The organism is Ornithinimicrobium carbonis (assembly GCF_977012275.1).
In genome coordinates this window covers 664,181-687,628 of sequence record NZ_OZ348993.1, presented here as the reverse complement: position 1 = coordinate 687,628, position 23,448 = coordinate 664,181, and the positions used below count along the sequence as shown (strand labels likewise).

Genomic DNA, 23,448 nt, shown 5'->3' with positions numbered 1-23,448 from the left:
TGCCCATGCTGGCGGGGAGGGCCGGCAGGCGGTAGGCATGGGGCATGCAGGTGCGTCGTGGCATCCGTGACTACCCGGCCGTGGGAGTGGTGCTGCTGACGGCCCTCGTCGGGATCGTCCTGGAGGTCACCGGCCCACCGGGGGCGGCGCGCTGGGTCGTGAGCGCGGTCGCGCTGGGGATCGCGGCGCTGCAGCTGCGGGGGATGGTCGCGGACCTGCGGGCGGGGACCTACGGGGTCGACGTGCTGGCGGTGACGGCCGTCGTGTCCACGGTGGCGGTGGGGGAGTACTGGGCCGCGCTCGTCGTCTGCCTCATGCTCACCGGCGGTGAGGCCCTGGAGGACTACGCCTCGGCCAGGGCGGGCCGGGAGCTGACGAGCCTGCTGGAACGGGCCCCCAGCGTCGCCCTGCGCGAGCTGGACGGCGGGGGGACCGAGCGGGTGGACGTGGCCGTGGTGCGCCCGGGGGACCGGTTGGTGGTCCGGCCGCACGAGGTGGTCCCGGTCGACACCGTCCTCGACTCCGACGACGGTGTCTTCGACGAGAGCTCCCTGACCGGGGAGTCCCTCCCGGTGGAGCGGGTCCGGGGCGACCGGGTCCTCTCCGGTGCCCTCAACGGGGCCGCCGCCGTGCGGCTGGTGGCGACCGCGACCGCGGCCGACTCGCAGTACCAGCGCATCGTGACGCTGGTGAAGGAGGCCCAGGAGTCCCGCGCGCCCTTCGTCCGGCTCGCCGACCGGGTGGCGGTGCCCTTCACCCTGACCGCCTTCCTCATCGCGGGGCTCGCCTGGGGGCTCTCCGGCGACCCCCTGCGGTTCGCCCAGGTGCTGGTCGTGGCCACCCCGTGCCCGCTCATCATCGCCGCCCCCGTCGCCTTCATGGCCGGCATGTCCCGCGGTGCCCGCGGCGGGATGATCGTCAAGGACGCCGGGACCCTCGAGCAGCTGTCCAAGGTCCGCACGGTCGCCTTCGACAAGACCGGAACGCTCACCCACGGCCGCCCCGAGGTGGTCGCCGTCCACGTCGTCCCGGCTGCCCGGGTGGAGGAGGTCCTCGCCGCCGCGGCCGCCGTGGAGGCGTGGTCGGCCCACCCTCTCGCCCGGGCCGTCGTGGCCGCCGCCCGGGAGCGCGGGGAGGTCCCGGTCGCGACCGACGCCCGCGAGGTGCCGGCCCACGGGGTGGAGGCGGTCGTCGAGGGGACGCTCGTCCGCGTGGGCAAGCTGGCCTTTGCGGCCCCCGGGGCGGCCGGGGGCGTGGCGGCATCCTCTCCGCCGGAGGAGTCCGCGGCCACGTCGTCGGCCCCGGCGGGGCACACGCAGGTGCACGTCTCCCGGGACGGCCTCCTCGTCGGGACGATCGTGCTGGCCGACGTGGTGCGCGCCGAGACGACCGGGACGCTGGCGCAGCTGCACCGGATGGGCATCGCGCGCACGGTGATGCTCACCGGTGACGCCGAGGGCACCGCCCGGCGGGTCGCCGCGCAGGTCGGGCTGGACGACGTCCGGGCCGGCCTGCTGCCCGAGGACAAGGTGACGGCGGTGACGGGTCTGCCCGACCGACCGGTCCTCATGGTGGGGGACGGGGTCAACGACGCACCGGTCCTGGCGGCCGCCGACGTGGGGGTGGCCATGGGCGCCCGGGGGTCGGCGGCGGCCGTGGAGTCGGCCGACGTCGTGGTCATGCTCGACGACCTGGCCCGCGTCCCACGCCTGGTCCTGCTGGGGCGGCACACCATGCGGGTCGCCTGGCAGGCCATCGCGATCGGCGTCGGTCTCTCGGTGGTCCTCATGCTGGTCGGGGCCACCGGGAGGATGCCGGCCTTCGTCGGGGCGTGGATGCAGGAGGTCGTCGACCTGGCCTGCATCCTCTGGGCCCTGCTGGCGGCCCGCCCGTCCGCAGCCGAGCGGGCGCTCACCGAGGAGCAGACCCGCGGAGCCGCCGACCAGCACCCGGCTCCCAGCCCGGCGACGCCGTCCACCTGAGGTCGGGTCAGGCCGACCTCCGTCGCCGTGCACGCCGATGCCGGTCGTCGCCTCCCGACCTCACCCCGGACGGACGGGCACGGGACGGGGCGCAGCCAGCGGACCACCCAGACCCCGACAGGCCGCTCAGCCCACCCACACCCGCGCGTTGCGGAACATCCGCAGCCAGGGGCTCTCGTGGGTCGGGCCGCCCGGGGTCCACGACATCTGCACGTTGCGCTGCACGCGCTCGGGGTGGGGCATCATCGCGGTGAACCGCCCGTCGGGCGTGGTCACGGCGGTGAGTCCCCCGGCGGACCCGTTGGGGTTCAGCGGGTATGCCGTGGTCGCCCGCCCGTGGTGGTCCACGTAGCGCAGGGCGCCCAGCACCGTCGCCGCGTCGCCCCGGGCCGAGAAGTCGGCCCGTCCCTCGCCGTGCGCGACGGCGATCGGGATCCGTGAACCGGCCATGCCGGCGAAGAAGACGGACGGTGAGTCCACCACCTCGACCAGGCTGAACCGGGCCTCGTACTGCTCGCTGCGGTTGCGGGTGAACCGGGGCCAGGCCTCGGCACCGGGGACCAGCCCGGCCAGTGCGGCAAACATCTGCGCGCCGTTGCAGATCCCCAGGGCGAAGGTGTCCGGCCGTCGGAAGAAGGCCGAGAAGGTGTCCGTCAGGCGCGGGTTGTGCAGCACCGACCGGGCCCAGCCCTCGCCGGCACCCAGGGTGTCGCCGTAGGAGAACCCGCCCGCCGCGACCAGCCCGACCGCGTCCGCGAGGTCGAAGCGCCCCGACTGCAGGTCGGTCATGTGCACGTCGTAGGTGTCGAAGCCGGCCCGGTCGAAGGCGAAGGCCGTCTCGACGTGGGAGTTGACGCCCTGCTCGCGCAGCACCGCGACGACCGGCCGGGCGCCGCGGGCCAGGTAGGGGGCCGCGACGTCGTCCCGGGGGTCGAAGGTCGTCGACAGGTGCAGCCCGGGGTCGTCGTCGGAGCCGACGAGCGCGTGCTCCTCGTCCGCGCACCCGGGGTTGTCCCTCAGACCGGCGATCCGCCAGGAGACCTCGTCCCAGGCCTGGGCGAGGTCGCGCAACGGCTCGTCGAGGCTCACCGTGCCGGCCCGCACCCGCACCTGCCGTTCCGTCGTCGACCTGCCGAGCCTGGAGATGCTGGGGCGTCCGTGCCGTTCGAGCACCTCGACGGCCTCGGGCAGACGACCGGCGGGCACCTCGAGGACGACGCCCAGCTCCTCGGCGAAGAGGGCCGCGACCCCCGAGCGTGCGTCGACCGGGCCGTCCGGGGCCCCGTGGACGGGTACGTCGACGTCGAGGCCTACGCCTCCCGCGAACGCCATCTCGCACAGGGTCGCCCACAGGCCGCCGTCGGACCGGTCGTGGTAGGCGGTCACCAGGCCCCGCTCCCGCAGCTCGACGAGGGCGGCGGCCAGGTCGGTCAGGAAGGCCGGGTCGTCGAGGTCGGGGACCGGTCCTCCGAACTGCCCGAGGACCTGGGCCACGATCGAGCCGCCGAGGCGCCCGGCACCGGGGCCGAGGTCCACGAGCAGCAGCTCGGACCCGGCGTGCAGCTGGGGGGTCCAGGTGCCGCGCACGTCGGGCAGCGACGCGAACGCGGAGACGACCAGCGAGACGGGCGAGACGACCTGTCGGGGGGCGCCGTCGGCACTGGTCCAGCGGGTGCGCATCGACAGCGAGTCCTTGCCCACGGGCACCGAGATCCCCAGCGCCGGGCACAGCTCCATCGCCACGGCGTGCACCGTGTCGTAGAGGGCCGCGTCCTCGCCCTCCTCACCGGCGGCGGCCATCCAGTTGCACGACAGCTTGACCCCCGGCAGCGTCACCGGCGCGGCGAGCAGGTTGGTGAGGGCCTCGCCGACGGCCATCCGTCCCGAGGCCGGGGCGTCCAGCGCCGCCAGCGGCATCCGCTCCCCGGTGGCCATCGCCTGACCGGCGAGACCGACGTGGTCGGACAGGGTCACCGCGACGTCGGCGACCGGAACCTGCCACGGGCCCACCATCTGGTCGCGGTGGGTCAGCCCGCCGACGGTCCGGTCGCCGATGGTGACGAGGAACCGCTTGGAGGCGACGGTCGGGTGCCGCAGGACGGCGTATGCGGTGTCCCGCACCGCCTCCGCGTCCAGGTGGTCCAACTGCAGCTCGGGCGCCGACCGCACGACCCGCCGGACGTCACGGGTCATCCGCGGGGGCTTGCCGAGCAGCACGTCCATCGGCATGTCGACCGGACGGCCGGCGTCGCCCTCGCTGCCCCCGAGCCCACCGTCGTCGCCCTCGCCCTCGACGACCACCAGCCGGCCGTCGTCCGCGGCGACCCCGACGACGGCGTACGGGCAGCGCTCCCTCTCGCAGAGCGCGGCGAAGTCCGCGAGCGACTCCGGGGCGACGGCCAGGACGTAGCGCTCCTGGCTCTCGTTGGACCAGATCTCCCGGGGCGACATCCCCGACTCCTCCAGCGGCACCGCCGAGAGGTCGAACCGCGCGCCGAGCCCGGCGTCGTCGACGAGCTCGGGGAAGGCGTTGCTCAGCCCGCCCGCCCCGACGTCGTGGATGGCCAGCACGGGGTTGTCCTCGCCGCGGGCCCAGCAGTGGTTGATGACCTCCTGGGCACGGCGCTGCATCTCCGGGTTGCCCCGCTGCACCGAGTCGAAGTCGAGCTCGGCGGCGTTGGCGCCGGAGGCCATCGAGCTGGCGGCACCGCCCCCGAGGCCGATCCGCATGCCCGGTCCGCCGATCTGGACCAGCAGCGTCCCGGGCCCGAAGCGGACCTTCTCGGTCTGGGAGGCGCTGATCGACCCCAGGCCGCCGGCGCTCATGATCGGCTTGTGGTACCCACGGTGCACCCCGTCGACGACCTGCTCGTAGACCCGGAAGAACCCGCCGAGGCCCGGACGTCCGAACTCGTTGTTGAACGCCGCCGCCCCGACCGGACCCTCCACCATGATCTCCAGGGGGCTGGCCAGGTGGGCGGGCGCGTCATACCCCTGCTCCTCCCACGGCTCGTCAATGCCGGGCAGGTGCAGGTGCGAGACCGCGAACCCGGTGAGCCCGGCCTTGGGTGCGCTGCCGCGGCCGGTGGCGCCCTCGTCGCGGATCTCGCCGCCGGCGCCGGTCGCGGCCCCGGGGAAGGGCGAGATGGCCGTCGGGTGGTTGTGGGTCTCGACCTTCATGAGGACGTGGACCTCCTCCTCCCGGGCGACGTAGCGGCTGGGTCCGCCGTCCTCGGGCAGCCAGCGCACGACGGGTCCGCCGCGCATCACCGACGCGTTGTCCTTGTAGGCCACGACGGTGCCCTGGCCGGCCACGGCCTCGGTGTGCCGGACCATCCCGAAGAGACTGCGCTCCTGTACCTGGCCGTCGACGACGAAGTCGGAGTTGAAGATCTTGTGCCGGCAGTGCTCGGAGTTGGCCTGCGCGAACATCGTCAGCTCGACGTCGGTCGGGTTGCGCCGCAGCGCGGTGAAGGACTCGACGAGGTAGTCGATCTCGTCCGGCGCCAGCGCCAGCCCGAACCTCCGGTCGGCCTCGACCAGCGCCTCGCGGCGCCGGCCCAGGACGTCGACGTGCTCCATCGGCGGGGCCTGGCGCTCGGCGAACAGCGCGGCCGCCTCCTGGCGGGTGCGCAGGACGGTCTCGGTCATCCGGTCGTGCAGCACCGCGGCGCAGGCGTCCCACTCCTCGCCGGTCAGCCTTCCACCGGGTGCGAGCTCGAGGTGGTGCTCGACCACGCGCTCCACCCGGTGCACCGGCACCCCGCAGCTGTGCACGATGTCGGTCGCCTTGCTCGCCCACGGGGAGACGGTGCCCAGGCGGGGGGCGACGACCACGACCTCCTCGACCGCACCGCCCTCCTCCGCCTCGTGCACGTCCCCGCCCTCCTCCGCCTCGTGCGCGTCCCCGCCCTCCCAGGGCTCGCCGTAGGTGAGGATCCTGCGCACCTCCTCAACCGTGCCTGCGTCGAGCGCGTCGTCGGACGCGACCCAGTGCACGTGGCGCGCGGACACGCCCGTGACGCGCGAGCAGGCGACCTGGAGCCGGCGCAGCAGCGCGGCCGCCCGGAAGTCGGAGAGGGCGGACCCGCCGGGGACGGTGGTCAGCACGTGCTGGGACGAAGCCATGGGCGGGGTCTCCTGGGGCGGCGGCGGGAGGTGGGTCTCACGATATCGAGCCGGGGTATGCCGTCTCAGGGCGCCGGGAGAGGGTGTCCGCCGGGACGGAACGGCTCCCCGGTGAGGGACTCGTAGGCCTCGACGTAGCGGGCGCGGGTCAGGGTGACGACCTCGTCCGGCAGGTCCGGTGGCGGGGTGTCCGAGGCCCGGTCCCAGCCGCTGGCGGGCGAGGTGAGCCAGTCACGGAGCACCTGCTTGTCGTAGGAGACCTGCGTCCGCCCCGGCTCCCACGCGTCCGCCCGCCAGAAGCGGGAGGAGTCCGGGGTCAGGACCTCGTCCGCGAGCACCACGTCGACCGCGTCCGGATCGACTGCCGCCCAGTCGATCTCGCCGTCCGGGCCGGTTCCCAGCTGGGCCGGATCGAGGCCGAACTCGACCTTGGTGTCGGCGATGAGGATGCCGCGGTCAGCGGCGATCTCGTTGCCGCGCAGCAGGATCCGGACCGTCAGGTCGCGCAGGCGGTCGGCGAGACCGGCACCGACGAGGTCCACCACGCCGTCGTAGGAGATCGGCTGGTCGTGCTCCCCGACGGGAGCCTTCGTGCTGGGGGTGAAGACGGGTGCGGGGAGCCGCGAGCCGTCCACCAGGCCCGGCGGCAGGGTCAGGCCCGAGACGGCGCCGTCGGCGCGGTACTCCGCCAGGCCGCCCCCGGTCAGGTACGCCCGGGCCACGCACTCCACCGGGAGCATCCGCAGCCGGCGGACGTAGACCGCCCGGCCGGCCACCTCGGCGGGCACGTCGGTGGAGACGACGTGGTGGGGTGCCAGGTCGGCCAGCTGGTCGAACCACCACAGCGACAGCTGGGTCAGCACCGCGCCCTTGTCGGGGATCGGTGTGGACAGGACGTGGTCGTAGGCGCTGACCCGGTCCGAGGCCACGAGGAGCAGCCTGCTGCCGTCCTGCTCCCCGGTGACGGGGTCCAGCGGCGCGTAGAGCCCGCGCACCTTGCCCGAGTAGAGCAGCTCGTGGCCGGGGATCTGCTGCGTCATGTCAGCCCTTCGTGGTCGGGACGAGGACCTCGCCCTGCTCGGCGGCCCGGGCGACGTCCTCGCGGGCCTGGGACCCCGCGAGGTGGACGCGGTGCACGGCCGCGTAGGCGCGGGCCCGCGCCGCGGCCAGGTCCGGGCCCACGCTCACCACGCTCAGCACGCGGCCGCCGGCGGAGACGAGGCGTCCCTCCCGCAGCGCGGTCCCGGCCTGCAGGACGTGCACACCGTCGACCTGGGCGGCGTCCGCGAGGCCGGTGACCTCGTCGCCCGTGCGGGGGGACGCGGGGTAACCGTCCGCCGCCACGACGACGGTGACGCTGCTCTCCGGGGACCACTCCAGCGGTGGCAGGTCGGCCAGGCGGCCCTGGGCGGCGGCGAGGAGGATCCCCGCGAGGGGGGTGCGCAGACGGGCGAGGACGGACTGGGTCTCCGGGTCGCCGAACCGGGCGTTGAACTCGATCACCCGCGGCCCCGCCGAGGTCAGCGCCAGCCCGACGTAGAGCACGCCGGTGAAGGGCGAACCCCTGCGGGCCATCTCCTGGACGGTCGGCAGGGCGACCGTCTCGACGACCTCGGCCACGAGACCGGGTCGTTGCTCGTCCAGCCACCGGAGGGGAGAGTAGGCGCCCATCCCCCCGGTGTTCGGCCCGGTGTCGCCGTCGCCGAGGCGCTTGAAGTCCTGCGCCGGTGCGAGCGGGACGACGCTGCTGCCGTCCGCGAGGCAGAAGAGGGAGACCTCGGGACCGTCCAGGAAGTCCTCGACGACGACCCTGCCACCCGGACGGGCGAGGCAGGCGGCGGCGTGCCGCCGCGCGGCGTCGAGGTCGTCGGTCACCACGACCCCCTTGCCCGCGGCGAGCCCGTCCTCCTTGACGACGTACGGGGCTCCTGTCGCGCCGAGAGCCGTCTCGACCTCGGCCTGCGTGGCGCAGACGTGCGCGGCCGCCGTGGGGACGCCGGCTGCGGCCATCACCTCCTTGGCGAAGGCCTTGCTGGCCTCCAGCCGGGCGGCTGCGGCGGTCGGACCGAAGCAGGGGACCCCGGCCGTCGCCAGGGCGTCGGCGACCCCGGCGACCAGGGGCGCCTCGGGACCGACGACGACGAGGTCGACGTGCTGCTCGGTGGCGGTCCGCACCACGGTCGCGGGGTCGGCGGGGTCACCGGCCAGGCAGACGGCCAGCTCGGCGATCCCCGGGTTGCCCGGCAGGGCCAGCAGGTCGTCGACCTGCGGGTCGGAGGTCAGGGAGCGGGCCAGGGCGTGCTCGCGCGCGCCCGCGCCGAGGAGGAGGACTCTCACGGACAGCCAGGGTATCTGCAGCACCGGATCCCCAGCACCGGATCCCCGGCACCGTCACGGTCCCGCCCCACGCTCCCGCGCACCTGCGACGCCGGGCCCCCGCACGGTGGACGTACGGGTACGGGTGCGGGTACGGGTGCGGGTGGCCGGCCGCCGCAGCGGGCCGGGGCTGCAGGGCAGGGGCTGCTGGGGTGGAAAAGGTGTGGCCCTCCTGGAAGGCAGGGGGGGTATCTCCCAAGAGGGCCACGAGCAGGGCAGGGTCGACCGGACTGATGGGGGCTGCCCGGTGACTCGCACGATCCCTGCTACCGGCCGAAACCGGTAGACCTAGAGTAGGCAGATCGACGACCCGATGTCACGTCAAGACATGTCGGGTTGGCGACACTGGCGGTGATCCGCCAGGATGGGCTGGTGACCGCACCCTCGCAGCGTCCCCCGGACCCGTCGTCACCGACCCGGCACTCCCGCGGCGAGGTCTACGAGGAGTTCCTCTCCCGGGTCTACCTCACGGCGGTCCGGCTCGGGGTTCCGTCCCGCGCCCAGCTGCTGGACGCCGGCCTGGCGGACGAGGACGTCGACGACGCGGTCGCCGAGCTCATGGAGCGGGGGATGCTGTCACCGGCGGAGGAGGGGGACCGCTGGCTGGTCGTCCCGCCGCGCGAGGCGCTCACCCGCCGGATGGACCAGATCGAGCGACGGGTGGCCATGACCAGGGCCACGGCCTCGGAGGTCGAGAGCATGTGGCGCCGGGCCATGGGGGACGTCGAGCAGGGGGCGGGGCAGGCCGACCTCGACGTGATCTCGGGGACGGTGGAGATCGCCCACCGCATCGCCGGGCTGCACCGCTCGGCGACGAGCCGCCTGTGGTGGGCCGTGGACGACTCGGCCGCTGCCGGCACGCTCTTCGCCGAGGGGGCCGGTGGGAGGTGGACGACCGTCCGGGACGGTGTGGCGGTCCGTCTGGTCCTGAACTCCAGCCTCCTGGGCGACCCCGACGCGCTCGCCTACGCAGACCGGGCCCGGGAGCTGGGGCACGAGGTGCGCGTGGCCAACGGCGTGCCGTTCTCGGTCCTCATGACCGACGACACGGACGTCCTGGTGGACCTCAGCCGGCACGCACCCGACGGGGACGGTTCGTTCGAGGCGCACCGCACCAGCTGGGTGCAGGCGCTGACGCGGCTGTTCGTCGAGATCTGGGACCTGTCCACCCCCTACGGCACGGTGCTCAACGCCGGTCTCGTCGGGGAGGGTGCCCGGTCGGCCGGGCGCGGCCGCCTTCCGCTGGAGGAGAAGGACGCGCGGGTCCTCGCGCTGCTGGCCACCGGGGCCAGCGACAAGGTCATCGCGCGGCAGCTCGGCGTCTCGGTGCGCACCGTCGAGCGGCGGGTGCGCTACCTGATGGAGCACCTGGGGACGGGGACCCGGTTCCAGGCCGGCGTCCAGGCCGTGCGACGGGGATGGGTCTGAGGGTCCGGGGTCGCGCGGCCGGTAGAGTAGGGCCTTTGCCAGGGGAGTCCACGTCCGTCGGAGGGCGTCAGGAGAGCGAGGGTGGAGGAGTGAGCGCCACGACGAACGACGTCGTCGCCGAGGAGATCGCGACCGAGCAGGCCCACGTCGACCGGGTCTACGGCGAGCTCGCCAAGGCCGCCGACCGGGTCGACCTGGTGCACGCCGAGGGGATGGCGCGCGGTCGCACCGAGCGGGCCGGCACCGGTGATCCCCGCGAGGAGGAGCTGGCCGGGCTGTTCGAGCGGGACGCGCTGGTCTTCACCGCGAACCGGCGTCGGGCAAGCCTGGAGCACCAGCACGAGGGCCTGGTCTTCGGCCGGCTGGACCTGGACCACGGTGCCGGCGCCACGGGCGACGGGGAGCGCGAGGTCCGCTACGTCGGGCGCCTCGGGGTGCGCGACGACGAGTACGAGCCGCTCGTGGTCGACTGGCGCGCGCCTGCCGCCGCGCCCTTCTACCGGGCGACCCCGGTCGACCCCCAGGGGGTGCTGCGCCGCCGGGTGCTGCGCTGCCGCGGCGAGCAGGTGGTCGGGGTGGAGGACGACCTCATGGTGGCTGAGGCCCCCGACGACCTGGTGGTCGTCGGTGACGGTGCGCTCATGGCCGCCCTGACCCGCAGCCGCGGGGAGCGCATGCGCGACATCGTCGCGACCATCCAGCAGCACCAGGACGAGGCCATCAGGGCGCCCGCCCGCGGGGTCACCGAGATCACCGGGGGTCCGGGGACGGGCAAGACCGTGGTCGCGCTGCACCGGGCGGCCTACCTCCTCTACTCCGACCGGCGTCGCTACGAGGCGGGCGGGGTGCTCGTCGTCGGGCCCTCCGCCGCGTACACGGCATACATCGAGCGTGTCCTGCCCTCGCTCGGGGAGGACACGGTCGCGCTGCGCTCCGTCGGGGACGTGCTGGCGGGCATGACCGCCACGGTGCTGGACGACCCCACCACCGCGGCCCTGAAGGGTTCGCTGCGGATCCGTCCCCTGCTGGCCCGGCTCACCCGCGAGCCGCACCCGGGCGGTCCTACGGAGCTGCGGGTCTTCGTCGCCGGGCACGCCGTCCGGCTGCGGGCGGACGACCTGGAACGGGTGCGCCGGCAGGTGCTGCGCCACCACCACCGCAACAGCTCCTACGACGCCGCCGTGGAGGCCCTGGCAGGGGTGGCGTGGGGGCAGGTGCAGCACGGCGACCGGGCCGAGTTCGTCGACCGCTTCGTCGACTCGGGGGACGTCGAGGCGTTCGTGCGGGCCTGGTGGCGCCCGGTGGACCCCCGCGAGATGCTGCTGTGGCTGGCGGACGAGGAGCTGGGCCGACGGCTGGGCGCCTCCGCCGAGGAGGCCCGGCTGCTGGCCGTCTCCTACCGGCGGGCCCTGCAGGACGGGCGCTGGTCGGTCGCCGACGTGGCGCTCGTGGACGACCTGCACGGCCGGCTGGGGCAGATGGTGGACCCACCCAGCGAGGAACGGGGCTTCTACGAGATCGAGGAGCTCGACGACGCCAGCCAGTACGGCGTGGCCGCCCTGCGGGTGGGGCGGGACGGCGACGGCCGACCGACGGAGGCGGGGGGCGCGGCCTCCGGCGGCGCCGACCGCGCGGGTTCCTCCGACGGCTCGGCGAGGTTGTCCCGGGACCCGCTCGTACGCCTGACCGCCGGTCGGCTGGGTGGCGTGGAGGAGTACGCCCACGTCCTCGTCGACGAGGCCCAGGACCTCTCACCCATGCAGTGGCGGATGCTGGGCCGCCGCGGCCGGTGGGCCTCCTGGACGGTGGTGGGCGACCTGGCCCAGGCCTCCTGGGACGACCTGGAGGAGGCCGCCCGGGCGCGGGAGGAGGCGTTCGGCTCGTCCGTGCGCCGCGCCTTCCACATGGACACCAACTACCGCAACGCGCGGGAGATCTTCGACCACGCCGCCCGGATGGTGCGCGAGCACGTGCCCGACGCCGACATCCCGATCGCGGTCCGGGAGACCGGCCACCACCCCGTGGAGCTCGGCGTTCCGGAGGGTGAGGTCGTGGCGGCGGCGGGCGCCGCGGTGGGCGCCCTGCTGGCGGAGGTGGAGGGGCAGGTGGCCGTGGTCGCCCCGCTCCGTTGGCGTCCGCTCCTGGCCCCCGTCGCGGAGCTGGCCGACCGGGTGGTGGTCGTCGACCCCCTGTCGACCAAGGGCCTGGAGTACGACGCGACGCTCGTGGTCGACCCCGACCAGATCGTCGCCGAGTCGCCCGGCGGGGTGCGTGCGCTCTACGTGGTCCTCACCCGGGCGGCGCACCGGATGAGCATCCTGCGGCCTGTGGACGGTGGCAGGCCCGACGGAGGCGCCGACTAGGGTCGGGGACGTGACTACCGCCCTCTACCGCCGCTACCGGCCCGAGACCTTCGCCGACGTCATCGGCCAGGAGCACGTGACCGAGCCGCTGATGCAGGCGCTGCGATCGGAGCGGGTCAACCACGCGTACCTGTTCTCCGGACCCCGGGGGTGCGGGAAGACCACCAGCGCGCGCATCCTGGCACGCTGCCTCAACTGCGAGCAGGGCCCGACGCCCGAGCCCTGCGGCACGTGCGAGTCCTGCGTCGCGCTTGCCCGGGGCGGCCCGGGCTCGGTCGACGTCATCGAGATCGACGCCGCCAGCCACGGCGGGGTGGACGACGCCCGCGACCTGCGCGAGCGGGCGGCCTTCGGCCCCGCGCAGGCGCGCTTCAAGGTCTACATCATCGACGAGGCGCACATGGTGACGCCGAACGGCTTCAACGCCCTGCTCAAGGTCGTCGAGGAGCCGCCGCCGCACGTGAAGTTCATCTTCGCCACGACCGAGCCGGAGAAGGTGCTGGCCACCATCCGCTCGCGGACGCACCACTACCCCTTCCACCTCGTGCCCCCGCAGCGGCTCACCACCTACCTGGAGCAGCTCTGCGAGCAGGAGGGCGTGTCGCTGGAGCCCGGCGTCCTGTCCTTCGTCACCCGCGCGGGGGGAGGGTCGGTGCGCGACTCCCTCTCGGTGCTCGACCAGCTCATCTCCGGTGCCGGGGAGGAGGGGCTGACCTATGAGCGGACCGCCGCGCTCCTGGGCTTCACCGACGTCGAGCTGCTGGACGCCATCGTGGACGCGGTCGCCGCCCGGGACTCTGCGACGGCCTTCGCCCAGGTCGGGCGCGTCATGGAGTCCGGGCACGACCCTCGCCGCTTCGTCGAGGACCTGCTCGAGCGCTACCGCGACCTCATCGTGCTCACCGCCGTCGGCGACGACGCCCCCGCGGCAGGGCTCCTGCCCGGACTGCCGGCCGACCAGATCGACCGGATGCGCCACCAGGCCGCCGTGCAGGGCCCCGAGGCGCTCTCCCGGGCTGCCGACGTCGTCAGTCGCGGCCTGTCCGAGATGAGCGGCGCGGTCTCCTCCCGGCTGCTCCTGGAGCTGCTCGTCGCGCGGCTGCTGCTGCCGGCCGCCTCCGGCGAGGAGGGGTATGGCGCGCGCCTGGACAGGGTGGAGCGCCGGCTGGGAGCCGCCGACCAGAGCCGGCCGACGGGTGCTGCCGGACGCCCGGGCCAGCAGGCGGCGCCGTACGGCGCTCCGCCTGCGGCCGCGCAGGCGTCGGGGTCGTCGGGGTCGACGCGGCCGACGGTACCGGCCACGGACGGGGCGCCACCCGTGGAGGCAGGGGCTGGGCAGGCTGCTCCTGGGCAGGCCGGTCCCGTGCAGGCGGGTCCTGTCGGGTCCGGCGGCGACCCCGTCGCCCCCGAGGATGCGGTTGTCGCCACTGCCGACCTCTCTGCGGGCGGGGGTGCGTCACCGGGAGAGCCGGCCGGCCAGCGTCCGGACGCGTCTGACGCCGGACGGGGGCCGGGCGCGCTCGACACCGCGGCGCTGCGCCGTCAGTGGCCCGACGTGCTCGAGCGGGTGCACTCCATCAGCCGGCGCACGTGGAGCGGACTGCAGAAGGCCGTGCTGCTCGACTACGACGGCCGTCGCGTCCTGCTCGGGATGCCTGACGAGAACTGGATCCGGCACTTCATGGGGACGCCCCACGAGGAGACCCTGCGCCAGGCGCTCATCGAGTCCGTCGCGCTGGACACCCGGATCGAAGCCACCGTCGCGGGGGACCCGCCGCGGGAGGACCAGAAGGCGGAACTGCGACAGCCCGCGGGACCCGGTCAACCGGTGGGATCCGGCCAGCCGGCGGGTGGCGAGCCTCCCGCGGGTCCCGGTCAGCCGTTGGGTGACGGAGGACCCTCGGGTCCGGAACAACCCGGGGACCCCGGGCCGACGGACCCCGTCCCGGCCGAGGACCCCCTGGCGGGACTGCCCGACGGCCCTCCCCGGGGTCGGATCCGTACGCGGGGCGCGCCTCCCGGTCCAGGGCCGGTGAGCAGCAGCCCCGCCGGACCCGGCCGGCCCGTCGGTCCGCCCACGTCCGGCGCGACGACCCCAGCCGGTGCTCAGGACGGACCCGGTGCCCCCGGCGGGGCCGGTGCGCCGCGGGGTCGGCCCCAGGCCCCGGCGTCCGGGCCCGCGCCCGTCCCCGTCGGACCGGGCGGGCACGAGGCAGGGCCCTCGGTGGCCGAGCAGCTCGGCGCCGTCGGGCGAGGACCGACGACCGGACCAGGACCGGACTGGGGACACCGCGCCGGCCAGGTGTCGGCACCGGCGTGGGCGACGGCCGCCCCACGGGCGGGTGGCGCCCCGGCCGACCGGGACCGGCGGACCGACGGCACCGGGGACGCGCCCAGCGTTGACGACGAGGACCTGGCCGGCTCCGGCGCGGTGGGACAGCCCGTGATCGAGTCCGTCCTCGGCGGTACGGTCATCGCCATCAACGACGACCCCGTGGGCTGAGAGGCCGACATGATCTACGAGCTCCTGCACCCGGTGGTCACCCCGCTGGCGACCGCCATCTGGCGGCCGGAGGTGGTCGGGACCGACCAGGTGCCCCCCACCGGTCCGGTCGTGCTCGCCAGCAACCACCTCTCCTTCGTCGACTCCGTCGTGATCCCCCTCACGGCTCCCCGACAGGTGGCCTTCCTGGCCAAGTCCGACTACTTCACCGGGACGGGACTCAAGGGCTGGATCAGCAGGGAGTGGTTCACCGGGGTCCGGGCGATCCCGGTCGACCGTGACGACGCCCGTGCTGCGCAGCGTTCCCTCGACCTGGCCCTGGCGCACCTCCGCTCCGGCGGGGCCTTCGGCATCTACCCGGAGGGGACCCGCAGCCGGGACGGTCGGCTCTACCGCGGACGCACCGGTGTGGCCTGGCTCGCCCTGGAGGCCGGGTGCCCCGTCGTCCCGGTGGCACTGACCGGCACCGACCAGATCCAGCCCGTCGGAGCCCGTTTCCCCAGGCGCGCCAAGGTACGGGTCGAGTTCGGCAGGCCCATCGAGGTCGCCGGCCGGTTCGAGGGGGTCCCGATGGGCCGGGCACGGCGCGAGCTCACGGACGAGGTGATGGCGGCCATCCGGGCGATGTCCGGCCAGGATTGGGCAGGGGAGTACAACCAGCGTCAGCCGGAGATGCCCGCGTGAGCGCCGGCCCGCCCGGGTGGCCGGTGGTCCTCTTCGACTTCGACGGCACCCTCGCCGACACCATTCCGCTGATCCTGGCCTCCTACCGGCACACGCTGGACGCCGTCGGCGACCCGGCCGGGGAGAGCGAGACCCGTGGCTGGATCGGCCGGGTCCTCCTCGACGTGCTGGAGGAGCGGCACCCCGGCCAGGGAGAGGCGCTCGTCCGTCGCTACCGGGAGCACAACCTCGCCCACCACGACGACCTCATCCGGCCGGTCCCGGGTGCCGCCGAGCTGCTCGCCGAGCTCCAGCGAGCCCGGATCCCGACAGCCGTGGTCTCCTCCAAGCGTGAGGAGACCGTCCGGCAGGGCATGCGGGTCACCGGTCTGCCCGACCTGACCCACGTGGTCGGGATGGAGGCCACACCGGTCCACAAGCCGCACCCCGGCCCCCTGCTGGAGGGGGCCCGGAGGCTCGGTGCCAGACCGCAGGAGTGCGTCTACGTCGGCGACGCGTGGGTGGACGTGCACGCGGCCCGGGCCGCGGGGATGGCGAGCATCGCGGTGACCTGGGGTGCGGGGGAGGCATCCGCGCTCGCCGAGGCCGACCACGTCGTCGACGACGTGGCGGCGCTGCGAAGACTGCTGCTCCCCGGGGACGTCGCCGGATCCTGACCCGTGCCTCCCGGCGGCGTCGCCGGACCCTGCCACCCGGGTGGTCGGTCCCTGTCGGTCGGCGCACCTAGAGTGGACCCTTGTGTACGAGGGAGTGGTCCAGGACCTGATCGACGAGCTCGGCCGGCTGCCCGGTGTCGGGCCCAAGGGGGCCCAGCGGATCGCGTTCCACCTGCTGTCCGCCGACCCGGACGAGGTGACCCGGCTGGCCGACGCCCTCGTGCAGGTCCGTGAGAAGGTCAGCTTCTGCCAGGAGTGCGGCAACGTCGCCGAGGGTGAGCGGTGCCGCATCTGCCTGGACCCGCGGCGGGACCCCTCGCTGATCTGCGTCGTCGAGCAGAGCCAGGACGTGGCGGCCATCGAGCGCACCCGCGAGTTCCGCGGGCGCTACCACGTGCTCGGCGGCGCCATCAACCCCATCGGTGGTGTCGGGCCCGACGACCTGCGGGTGCGGGAGCTGCTCGCGCGCCTGGCCGACGGCCAGGTCCAGGAGGTCATCCTGGCCACGGACCCCAACCTCGAGGGGGAGGCCACGGCCACCTACCTCGCCCGCCTGCTCGTGCCGTACGAGGGGGTGCGGGTCAGCCGGCTCGCCTCGGGGCTCCCCGTCGGAGGGGATCTGGAGTATGCCGACGAGGTCACCCTCGGACGCGCCTTCGAGGGCCGACGGGTGCTGTCGGGCTAGACCTACAGGTCTGCGGCCCGGCCGGCGACGGACCTGCGGACCGCACCCCGCCGGGCCTAGTCTGTGGCCATGAGCACCGACGTGCAGAACGACTGGGCACCTCTGGCGGCGGAGACCGCCTCGGAGGTCCGGGCCTACTTCGCCGCCCTGGAGGGCGTGGCGGCGGGGGAGGCCCCCGAGTCGGCGATCCCGGTCCTCCTGCTGGCCCTGGGGCAGCTCAGCGCCACCGGAGCCCGGCTGGGGGCCCTCGTGGACGTGGTCCCGGTGGAGCGCTTCGAGCCGGACACCGGTCCCGACGAGGACCTCGAGCGCGTCCGGGTCGCTCTGCACCAGCTGCTGGGCGGGCTCGACCCCTACTGCGACCTCGAGGACCCCGTCCTCTCCGGGGAGGTGGTGGGGGGCTCGCTCGCCGCGGACCTGGTGAGCGTGGCCGCCGACCTCTCCCACGGTCTCCAGCACCACGACGCTGGCCGACCCACCGAAGCCATGTGGTGGTGGCAGTTCAGCTACCTCTCCTCCTGGGGGGAGCGGGCCGCCGCGGCCCTGCGGGTGCTCCTCACCCTGCTGGCCCACGTGCGCCTGGACGCCGACGACGAAGAGGTCATGGAGGCGGAGATGGCCGCTCTGCACCAGGCCTGAGCGGAGCGGACGGACGCCTCAGACCTCGGTCTGCGGCTCCTCGGCCAGCTCGTTCGGCCGGGTGGCCGGGTCGACGGGGGCGCCGGACCGGTAGGCGGCGCGGCCCAGGTTGTTGGAGGCCACCGAGCTCATGATGATGAAGCCGAGCACCGCGATGACCACCTTCACCAGGTCGAGCCAGCTGAAACCGTTCGTCCGCACGTCCTCGGCGAAGGCACCCAGGACGATGAGGGGCAGGCCCAGCCCGGTGGCCGCCGACAGGACGTTGATCCGCGACAGCCCGTCGCGGGCCTTCAGCATGGCCACTGCGCTGACGAGGACGAAACCGGCTCCGCTGAGGCACAGCAGGCCGACCAGCAGGGTGATGAGCATCAGCGTCTCCCCCGGGTGAGGATGCGGGACAGCGCCACGGTCGCGAGGATCCCGACCAGCGAGGCGATGGCCGCCACGTCGAACACGATCGAGGAGCCCACCGCGAGCGCCCCCATGACGATGATGCCCACGGCGCAGAAGTAGAGCAGGTCGCTGACCGCGGCCACCGAGGCGTCGTCGGTGGCGGTGTACAGCCGTACCAGGCCCAGGACGGCTGCGACGACCAGGACCGAGACCGTCGCGACGACGACGACCATCATGGTGTCCTCCCCTCCCAGCCGGGTCCGCGGGTCATCCTCAGCACCCGGTCCTCCATGCCCCGCAGCCCGGTCCGGATCTCCTCCGGCTCGTGCGCGTAGATGGCGTGCACGAACAGCGTGGGAGGGGTCGTCCCCGCAGCACTGGCGATGCCGACGGTGATCGTCCCGGGAGTGATCGTGATCGAGGACGCCATGACGCTGATCTCCAGGTCGGTCGAGCAGCGCAGCGGCAGCTCCAGGATCGCCGGTTCCATGTCGACGCCGGGCAGGACCGCGTCCTTGGCCACCGCGAGGGCACCCTTGACGATCTCCACGGTCAGCCAGGCTCCGTAGGTGAGCACGCGCACCGGATTCATCACGGTCCCAGCACCGCCTCGACGTAGGGGGCGGTGTTCGTCAGACCCTCGGCCGCCCGGGTGACGAGGGGCAGGAGGACACCAGCCCCGACGAACATGGCGAGCTGGACGCCGATGAGCGTGGCGCCGGGGGCCCACAGCCTGACCGGGATCACCACGTCGTCGGTCAGCCGCGTCAGGGCGGCCCGCCCGGTGTCCGGGCTGTCGGGGCGGTAGTCCTCCATCGGCTGGCCCCAGAAGACCCCGGCCCACAGCCGCTGCATGGCCACCAGGCTGACCAGCGCCGCCACGAGGATGGTGGCCAGCAGCAGCCAGCCCTCCCACGTGGCCGACCCGGCGGTGGCACCGATGAGGGCCACCTTGCCGAAGAAGCCGGAGGAGGCCGGGATGCCCACGAGCGAGAGCAGGCCGAACGCGGTGAGGATGGCCACCGCCCGGTCGCGGTGGATCAGCCCGGAGAGCCGTTCGTACCGCCCGCTGCCGTACACCTGCTCGATCGCTCCGGCGAGCAGCAGCAGACCTCCCATCGTCACGATGTGGTGCAGCATGTAGAACAGGCCGGCGGCGAGGGACGCGGTGGTGGTCACGGCCACCCCCACGAGGATGTGTCCCACCCCGGCGACCATCTGCCAGGCCAGGGCCCGTCGGACGATGTGCTCGCCGAAGGTGCTCCACGCGCCGACCGCGATCGTGACCACGACCAGGGCCACGAGCACCAGCGCCCACGGGGCCGGGCCCTCGTAGAGGGTGGTGTAGACGCGGTAGATGGCGTACAGGGCGACCTTGGTGTGCAGGGCCGAGAACAGGGCCATGACCCCTGCCGAGGTCGCCGGGTAGGTCTGCGGCAGCCACCCGTGGACCGGGACGACGGCACCCTTGACGGCCAGGGCCAGCAGCACGACCCCGCCGGCCAGCGCGAGGGCCGGATCCGCGGAGGCGGCGTCCGCCAGGACGGCGAGGTTGACCGAGCCCGCCACGGCATACACCAGACCCACGCCGGTGAGCAGGGTGGCGCTGGTGAGCAGGTTGACCACGACGAAGGTGCGTCCGATGCCCAGCCGGCGCCAGGTGCCCGTCACCGCGATGAGCGCGTAGGAGGGCAGCAGCATGACCTCGACCATGACGAAGAGGTTGAAGAGGTCGCCGGTGAGGAAGGCGCCGTTGACACCGCCGTGCAGCATCAGCGCCAGGGGCGGCACGAACCGGTAGCGGTCCTCGCCGGTCACCGTGAGGAACCACAGCGTGACGAGGGTGGCCAGCGAGGTGACCGCCAGCATGAGTGCCGCCAGCGTGTCCGAGACGAACGGGATGGCCACCCCGGGGGCGAACGCGCCGACCTGGTGCGCCAGGACGGGGACGGTGCGGTGCTCCAGGAGCAGCAGGACCGCGAAGACCAGGGTCCCCGCGGGGATCGTGAGCATGACGACCCGCTGGAGGACCCGGTGCCGCACGATGAGCAGCAGCCCGGCCGCCAGGAGCGGCACGGCCAGGAGCAGGGGCAGCAGGGCCGCGTTCACGTCGCCCGCTCCTCGCCCGTGGGGGGCATCCGCTTGGTGTCGTCGTTGTGCCCGATCACGGCCATGGCCAGCATGAGCACGGTCACCGCGAACGCGATGACGATGGCGGTCAGGACGAACGCGTGCGGAAGGGGGTCGGCCGCCACCGAGGGATCGACCCGGTCCGGGAGCGGCTCGCCCCGCCACGCGCTCACGCCGGCGAGCATCAGGGTCAGGTTGGCGGCATGGCTCAGCAGCGCCAGCCCGAAGATGATCCGCACCATGCCGCGCTGCAGCAGGAGGTAGACCCCGCCGGTGACGAGGACGGCGATGGACAGGGGGATGATCACGGGTCCCTCCGGTCGCCGAGGTTGCGAGGGGGCACGCCGTGGGTCAGGTATGTCGTGCCTCGGCCGACCCGGCCACGCCCCTTGGGGTCGGGGCCGTCGGGTGCGCCCGCCGCGCGGGAGGCGGCGAGGGCCTTCTCCTGGTCTGCGGCCTCCCGAGCGGCGAGCTCCTCGGGAGTCTCCCCCCGGATGGTGTCCATGGGCCCGGTGAGCTCGCCCTCGACCGACTCGTCGGCCCGTTCGCGCGTGCCCTCCCGGCCCCCGGCGGCGCCCAGCAGGTTGAAGGCTTCCATGACCAGACCCAGCACGGCCGCGTAGACCCCGAGGTCGAACAGCAGGGCGGAGGTGAGGTAGAGGCTGCCGACGTCGCCGCTGATGGGCGCCAGGAACGAGCCCTCGACCAGCAGTCCCCACAGGCCGGTGAGGATGGCGAGGGCGACACCTCCGCCGATGAGCACCATCGGGAGGCGGGCCGGCCCGACCGCCTGGTCGCGGGCCGAGGCCAGGTAGACGAGCGCCACGACGGCGGAGCCGAGGAGGGCGGCGATGAAACCGCCACCGGGGGAGTTGTGGCCCCGCCAGAAGAGGATGAGGGAGATCAGCACGATCAGGGGGGCGGTGAGCCGCACGAGCAGCTGCATGGGGACGGCGTTGCCCCAGGCCCGGTGGATCGCCCGCTCGGCGGCGCTGCCCAGGGGCCGCAGGGGGATGTCCGGGTCGGCCACCCAGCTGCGGTCGGCGTCCCGGGGGGGATCGAGGTAGCGGTCGCGCACGGTGGACAGGATGGCCACCATGGCGGCGCCGGCCATCCCCAGCACGGTGAGCTCGCCCAGGGTGTCCAGGGCCCGGAACTCGACCAGGATCGTGTTGACGACGTTGTACCCGTGGGTGATCTCCGGCCCCTCGGTGAGGTAGTAGTCCGCGATCTCCGAACGCTCCCGCCGGCCGGTGAGGGCGAAGGCCCCCAGACCGAACGCGAGGCCCGTGGCCAGGGCCAGCCCCATCGCCGCCTTCTGGCCCCACCGCGGGGACCTGCCGAACCGGAGGGGCAGCTTCTGCAGGACGAGCATGATCATGAGGATGGTCAGCGCCTCGACGAGCAGCTGGGTCAGGCCGACGTCGGGTCCGCCGAGGGAGAAGATCTGCACGGTGATGCCGATGCCCACCGCGGACAGGCTGACCGTCGCGGCCAGCCGGGACTGGGAGATCGTCGTGCCCACCACCCCGAGGGCGATGACGACGAAGGCGACCGCGTCGGTCCACCGGGTCAGCCCGGGGTAGGGATCTGCGAGGTCTCCGGTCAGGAGCAGCGCGAGGGAGCCCCCGCCCAGGACGAGGGTGAGGACGACGAGGACCGGGGCGACGTGGCGGGTGGGGTTGTCGGCGCGCACGAGGAGGGCGAGCTGCATACCCGTCCTGGCCACGGGGGCCACGACCGCCGCGATGACCCCGGCCCCGTCGCGCCGGAAGGTCTCCTTCTCCAGCGCGGGCAGGAGCCGGCGCCGCTGCACGATGACGACCACCCCGACCGCGATGATGAGCAGGGTGGCGACGAGCTCGGCGTTGACGCCGTGCCACAGCGCCAGGTGGGTCTCGGGCTCCAGGTGCGGCAGGGCCGCGGCCACGGCGCGGTCGACGGGGGTGTCGAGGACGCCGACGACGAGGGCCAGCGGCAGACCGGCGAGGATCGGCAGGGCCGCGAAGACGCCCAGCGCCGGCGGGGTCGCGCGCAGCGGGGCGTCCTCCGACCAGCGGTCGTGGCCGCGTCCGTCCACGAACCCGTGGAAGACGATCTTGGCGCAGTAGGCGAACGTGAGCACCGAGGCCAGCGCACCGCCCACGAGGGCGGCCCACCCTGTCCACGCCGGGCCGGGCGCCTCGAGCAGGGCGGTGAAGACCTTCTCCTTGGACACGAACCCGAGCATCGGGGGGATGCCGGCCATCGACGCGCAGCCCAGCACGGTGGTCCAGAACGCCAGGGGCATCGCCCGACGCAGCTCGGGCAGGCGGCGCACGTCACGGGTGCCGGTGGCGTGGTCGACGACGCCGACCATCATGAACAGACCGGACTTGAACAGGGCGTGCGCGATCGTGTGCATCACGGCGGCCGCGAGGGCGTACTCGGTGCCCACGCCGATGGCGGCCACGATGAGCCCCAGCTGGCTGACCGTGGAGTAGGCCATGAGCTTCTTCAGGTCGGTCTTCTGCAGGGCGAAGAACCCGCCGAGGGCGCAGGTGAACAGGCCGACGGTGATGAGCGTGGCGTTCCACACCGGCACGTCGTGGAACAGGGGGGAGAAGCGCATGAGCAGGAAGATGCCGGCCTTGACCACGGCGGCGGCGTGCAGGTAGGCGCTGACCGGGGTGGCCGCGGCCATCGCGTCCGGCAGCCACACGTGGAAGGGGAACTGCGCCGACTTGGTGAACGCCGACAGCAGCACCAGGACGGCGACCCCCGTGGTGAGACCCGGCCGCTCGCCCCACACCGGGTGCGCCAGGGCCTCCTGCAGACCGGTGGTCCCCGTCGCCGCCACCATGACCCCGACCGCCGCGAGCAGCGTGAGCCCGCCGATGAACGTGATGAGCAGGGTGCGCATCGAGGCCGCCTCGCCGGAGTAGCCGGAGCGGGCGATGAGCAGGAAGCTGGCCAGGGAGGTCAGCTCCCAGCACATGAACAGCAGGATCAGGTCGTCCGCGAGGACCAGCCCCACCATGGCGAAGGTGAAGCCGACGAGGTAGAGGTAGAAGGTGAGGTTGCGGCCCGGGGACAGGTAGGCGGTGGAGTAGCCGAGCACGACGGCGCCGATGATCAGGGCGATCGTGGTGAAGACGACACCGATCCCGTCGGCCCGCAGGGAGAGCGCCAGGCCCAGGTCGGGCACCCACGGGACGCTCCAGACCACGACCTCGCCGGCCATCACGCTGCTGGCCACCGGCCAGAACACGGCGGCGGCGACGAGGTAGAGCGCCGCCAGCGGCCACCCGGCGTGTCGGCCCAGGACGCGGGTGAGCGGGAAGCTGGCCAGGACCGCCAGCGCGCAGACCGCAAGAGTCCAGACCATGCTCATGACCGTGGCCCGTGAGCGCTGCCGACGACCGTCGGGCAGTTTCGACGGCGACGGCGCATGGCGGGGAGTCTAACAATGGCCCTCCCGTCCGGAGGGAGCCGCTCC

17 protein-coding genes are annotated in these 23,448 nt (G+C 73.9%); 8 read left to right on the top strand and 9 right to left on the bottom strand.

Features of this window, described 5'->3' with window-relative positions; genetic code table 11:
* Nucleotides 1–44: 44 nt before the first annotated feature.
* Complete coding sequence (locus ACWHYA_RS03195; RefSeq protein WP_425938978.1) at nucleotides 45–1,982, top strand: heavy metal translocating P-type ATPase; 1,938 nt, start codon at nucleotides 45–47, stop codon at nucleotides 1,980–1,982.
* A 126-nt stretch (nucleotides 1,983–2,108) separates the two neighbouring features.
* Here ACWHYA_RS03195 and purL read toward each other — a convergent pair whose 3' ends face one another.
* From purL to purD, 3 genes are all read right to left on the bottom strand, one after another.
* The gene (gene purL, locus ACWHYA_RS03190; RefSeq protein WP_425938979.1) at nucleotides 2,109–6,110 is read right to left on the bottom strand and encodes a phosphoribosylformylglycinamidine synthase; all 4,002 of its coding nucleotides are present in this window, start codon (nucleotides 6,108–6,110) and stop codon (nucleotides 2,109–2,111) included.
* Between the two features lie 65 nt (nucleotides 6,111–6,175).
* Nucleotides 6,176–7,150, bottom strand: a complete 975-nt coding sequence (locus ACWHYA_RS03185; RefSeq protein ID WP_425938981.1) for a phosphoribosylaminoimidazolesuccinocarboxamide synthase — start codon at nucleotides 7,148–7,150, stop codon at nucleotides 6,176–6,178.
* Between the two features lies 1 nt (nucleotide 7,151).
* Nucleotides 7,152–8,447, bottom strand: a complete 1,296-nt coding sequence (purD, locus tag ACWHYA_RS03180; RefSeq protein ID WP_425938983.1) for a phosphoribosylamine--glycine ligase — start codon at nucleotides 8,445–8,447, stop codon at nucleotides 7,152–7,154.
* A gap of 411 nt (nucleotides 8,448–8,858) precedes the next feature.
* Here purD and ACWHYA_RS03175 point away from each other — a divergent pair, with 411 nt between their 5' ends.
* The 7 genes from ACWHYA_RS03175 to ACWHYA_RS03145 all read left to right on the top strand — a co-directional run bounded on the left by ACWHYA_RS03175 (nucleotide 8,859) and on the right by ACWHYA_RS03145 (nucleotide 17,444).
* Nucleotides 8,859–9,914, top strand: coding sequence for a LuxR C-terminal-related transcriptional regulator (locus ACWHYA_RS03175; protein ID WP_425938985.1), 1,056 nt, complete (start codon nucleotides 8,859–8,861; stop codon nucleotides 9,912–9,914).
* Complete coding sequence (locus tag ACWHYA_RS03170; protein ID WP_425938987.1) at nucleotides 9,905–12,277, top strand: HelD family protein; 2,373 nt, start codon at nucleotides 9,905–9,907, stop codon at nucleotides 12,275–12,277. Before ACWHYA_RS03175 ends, ACWHYA_RS03170 begins: the two co-directional genes overlap by 10 nt.
* A 10-nt stretch (nucleotides 12,278–12,287) precedes the next feature.
* Entirely contained in the window at nucleotides 12,288–14,780 is a 2,493-nt protein-coding gene (locus ACWHYA_RS03165) for a DNA polymerase III subunit gamma and tau (protein WP_425938989.1), read from the top strand.
* A gap of 9 nt (nucleotides 14,781–14,789) precedes the next feature.
* Nucleotides 14,790–15,464, top strand: coding sequence for a lysophospholipid acyltransferase family protein (locus ACWHYA_RS03160; RefSeq protein ID WP_425938991.1), 675 nt, complete (start codon nucleotides 14,790–14,792; stop codon nucleotides 15,462–15,464).
* The gene (locus tag ACWHYA_RS03155) at nucleotides 15,461–16,120 is read left to right on the top strand and encodes an HAD family hydrolase (RefSeq protein ID WP_425938993.1); all 660 of its coding nucleotides are present in this window, start codon (nucleotides 15,461–15,463) and stop codon (nucleotides 16,118–16,120) included. Before ACWHYA_RS03160 ends, ACWHYA_RS03155 begins: the two co-directional genes overlap by 4 nt.
* Nucleotides 16,121–16,202: 82 nt before the next feature.
* Nucleotides 16,203–16,805 (top strand): recombination mediator RecR, encoded by a 603-nt coding sequence (gene recR, locus ACWHYA_RS03150; RefSeq protein ID WP_425938995.1) that lies wholly within the window; start codon nucleotides 16,203–16,205, stop codon nucleotides 16,803–16,805.
* 69 nt (nucleotides 16,806–16,874) lie between these two features.
* Nucleotides 16,875–17,444: a DUF5063 domain-containing protein gene (locus tag ACWHYA_RS03145; RefSeq protein WP_425938997.1), complete on the top strand. Its 570-nt coding sequence runs from the start codon at nucleotides 16,875–16,877 to the stop codon at nucleotides 17,442–17,444.
* A gap of 18 nt (nucleotides 17,445–17,462) precedes the next feature.
* Here the strand turns inward: ACWHYA_RS03145 and ACWHYA_RS03140 are convergent, their stop codons facing one another.
* Genes ACWHYA_RS03140 through ACWHYA_RS03115 form a run of 6 tightly spaced genes read right to left on the bottom strand, consistent with a single transcriptional unit; the run spans nucleotide 17,463 to nucleotide 23,337 of the window.
* Nucleotides 17,463–17,816: a cation:proton antiporter gene (locus tag ACWHYA_RS03140; protein WP_425938999.1), complete on the bottom strand. Its 354-nt coding sequence runs from the start codon at nucleotides 17,814–17,816 to the stop codon at nucleotides 17,463–17,465.
* Nucleotides 17,816–18,076 (bottom strand): monovalent cation/H+ antiporter complex subunit F, encoded by a 261-nt coding sequence (locus tag ACWHYA_RS03135; RefSeq protein WP_425939001.1) that lies wholly within the window; start codon nucleotides 18,074–18,076, stop codon nucleotides 17,816–17,818. The genes ACWHYA_RS03140 and ACWHYA_RS03135 overlap by 1 nt, the downstream gene beginning before the upstream one ends.
* On the bottom strand, nucleotides 18,073–18,432 hold the full coding sequence (locus ACWHYA_RS03130) for a Na+/H+ antiporter subunit E (protein ID WP_425940000.1): 360 nt from the start codon (nucleotides 18,430–18,432) through the stop codon (nucleotides 18,073–18,075). Before ACWHYA_RS03130 ends, ACWHYA_RS03135 begins: the two co-directional genes overlap by 4 nt.
* Nucleotides 18,432–19,949 (bottom strand): proton-conducting transporter transmembrane domain-containing protein, encoded by a 1,518-nt coding sequence (locus ACWHYA_RS03125; protein WP_425939003.1) that lies wholly within the window; start codon nucleotides 19,947–19,949, stop codon nucleotides 18,432–18,434. Before ACWHYA_RS03125 ends, ACWHYA_RS03130 begins: the two co-directional genes overlap by 1 nt.
* A complete protein-coding gene (locus tag ACWHYA_RS03120; protein ID WP_425939004.1) occupies nucleotides 19,946–20,278 on the bottom strand; it encodes a cation:proton antiporter subunit C in 333 nt (110 codons plus the stop codon). Before ACWHYA_RS03120 ends, ACWHYA_RS03125 begins: the two co-directional genes overlap by 4 nt.
* On the bottom strand, nucleotides 20,275–23,337 hold the full coding sequence (locus tag ACWHYA_RS03115) for a DUF4040 family protein (RefSeq protein ID WP_425939005.1): 3,063 nt from the start codon (nucleotides 23,335–23,337) through the stop codon (nucleotides 20,275–20,277). The genes ACWHYA_RS03120 and ACWHYA_RS03115 overlap by 4 nt, the downstream gene beginning before the upstream one ends.
* Between the last annotated feature and the right edge of the window lie 111 nt (nucleotides 23,338–23,448).

What these genes read in the sequence shown, in the direction of transcription:
- ACWHYA_RS03130 (WP_425940000.1), bottom strand. Translation starts at nt 18,432, where the DNA reads ATGAATCCGGTGCGCGTGCTCACCTACGGAGCCTGGCTGACCGTGGAG.
- ACWHYA_RS03115 (WP_425939005.1), bottom strand. Translation starts at nt 23,337, where the DNA reads ATGGTCTGGACTCTTGCGGTCTGCGCGCTGGCGGTCCTGGCCAGCTTC.
- ACWHYA_RS03140 (WP_425938999.1), bottom strand. Translation starts at nt 17,816, where the DNA reads ATGCTCATCACCCTGCTGGTCGGCCTGCTGTGCCTCAGCGGAGCCGGT.
- ACWHYA_RS03135 (WP_425939001.1), bottom strand. Translation starts at nt 18,076, where the DNA reads ATGATGGTCGTCGTCGTCGCGACGGTCTCGGTCCTGGTCGTCGCAGCC.
- purL (WP_425938979.1), bottom strand. Translation starts at nt 6,110, where the DNA reads ATGGCTTCGTCCCAGCACGTGCTGACCACCGTCCCCGGCGGGTCCGCC.
- ACWHYA_RS03160 (WP_425938991.1), top strand. Translation starts at nt 14,790, where the DNA reads ATGATCTACGAGCTCCTGCACCCGGTGGTCACCCCGCTGGCGACCGCC.
- ACWHYA_RS03195 (WP_425938978.1), top strand. Translation starts at nt 45, where the DNA reads ATGCAGGTGCGTCGTGGCATCCGTGACTACCCGGCCGTGGGAGTGGTG.
- ACWHYA_RS03185 (WP_425938981.1), bottom strand. Translation starts at nt 7,150, where the DNA reads ATGACGCAGCAGATCCCCGGCCACGAGCTGCTCTACTCGGGCAAGGTG.
- ACWHYA_RS03170 (WP_425938987.1), top strand. Translation starts at nt 9,905, where the DNA reads ATGGGTCTGAGGGTCCGGGGTCGCGCGGCCGGTAGAGTAGGGCCTTTG.
- ACWHYA_RS03145 (WP_425938997.1), top strand. Translation starts at nt 16,875, where the DNA reads ATGAGCACCGACGTGCAGAACGACTGGGCACCTCTGGCGGCGGAGACC.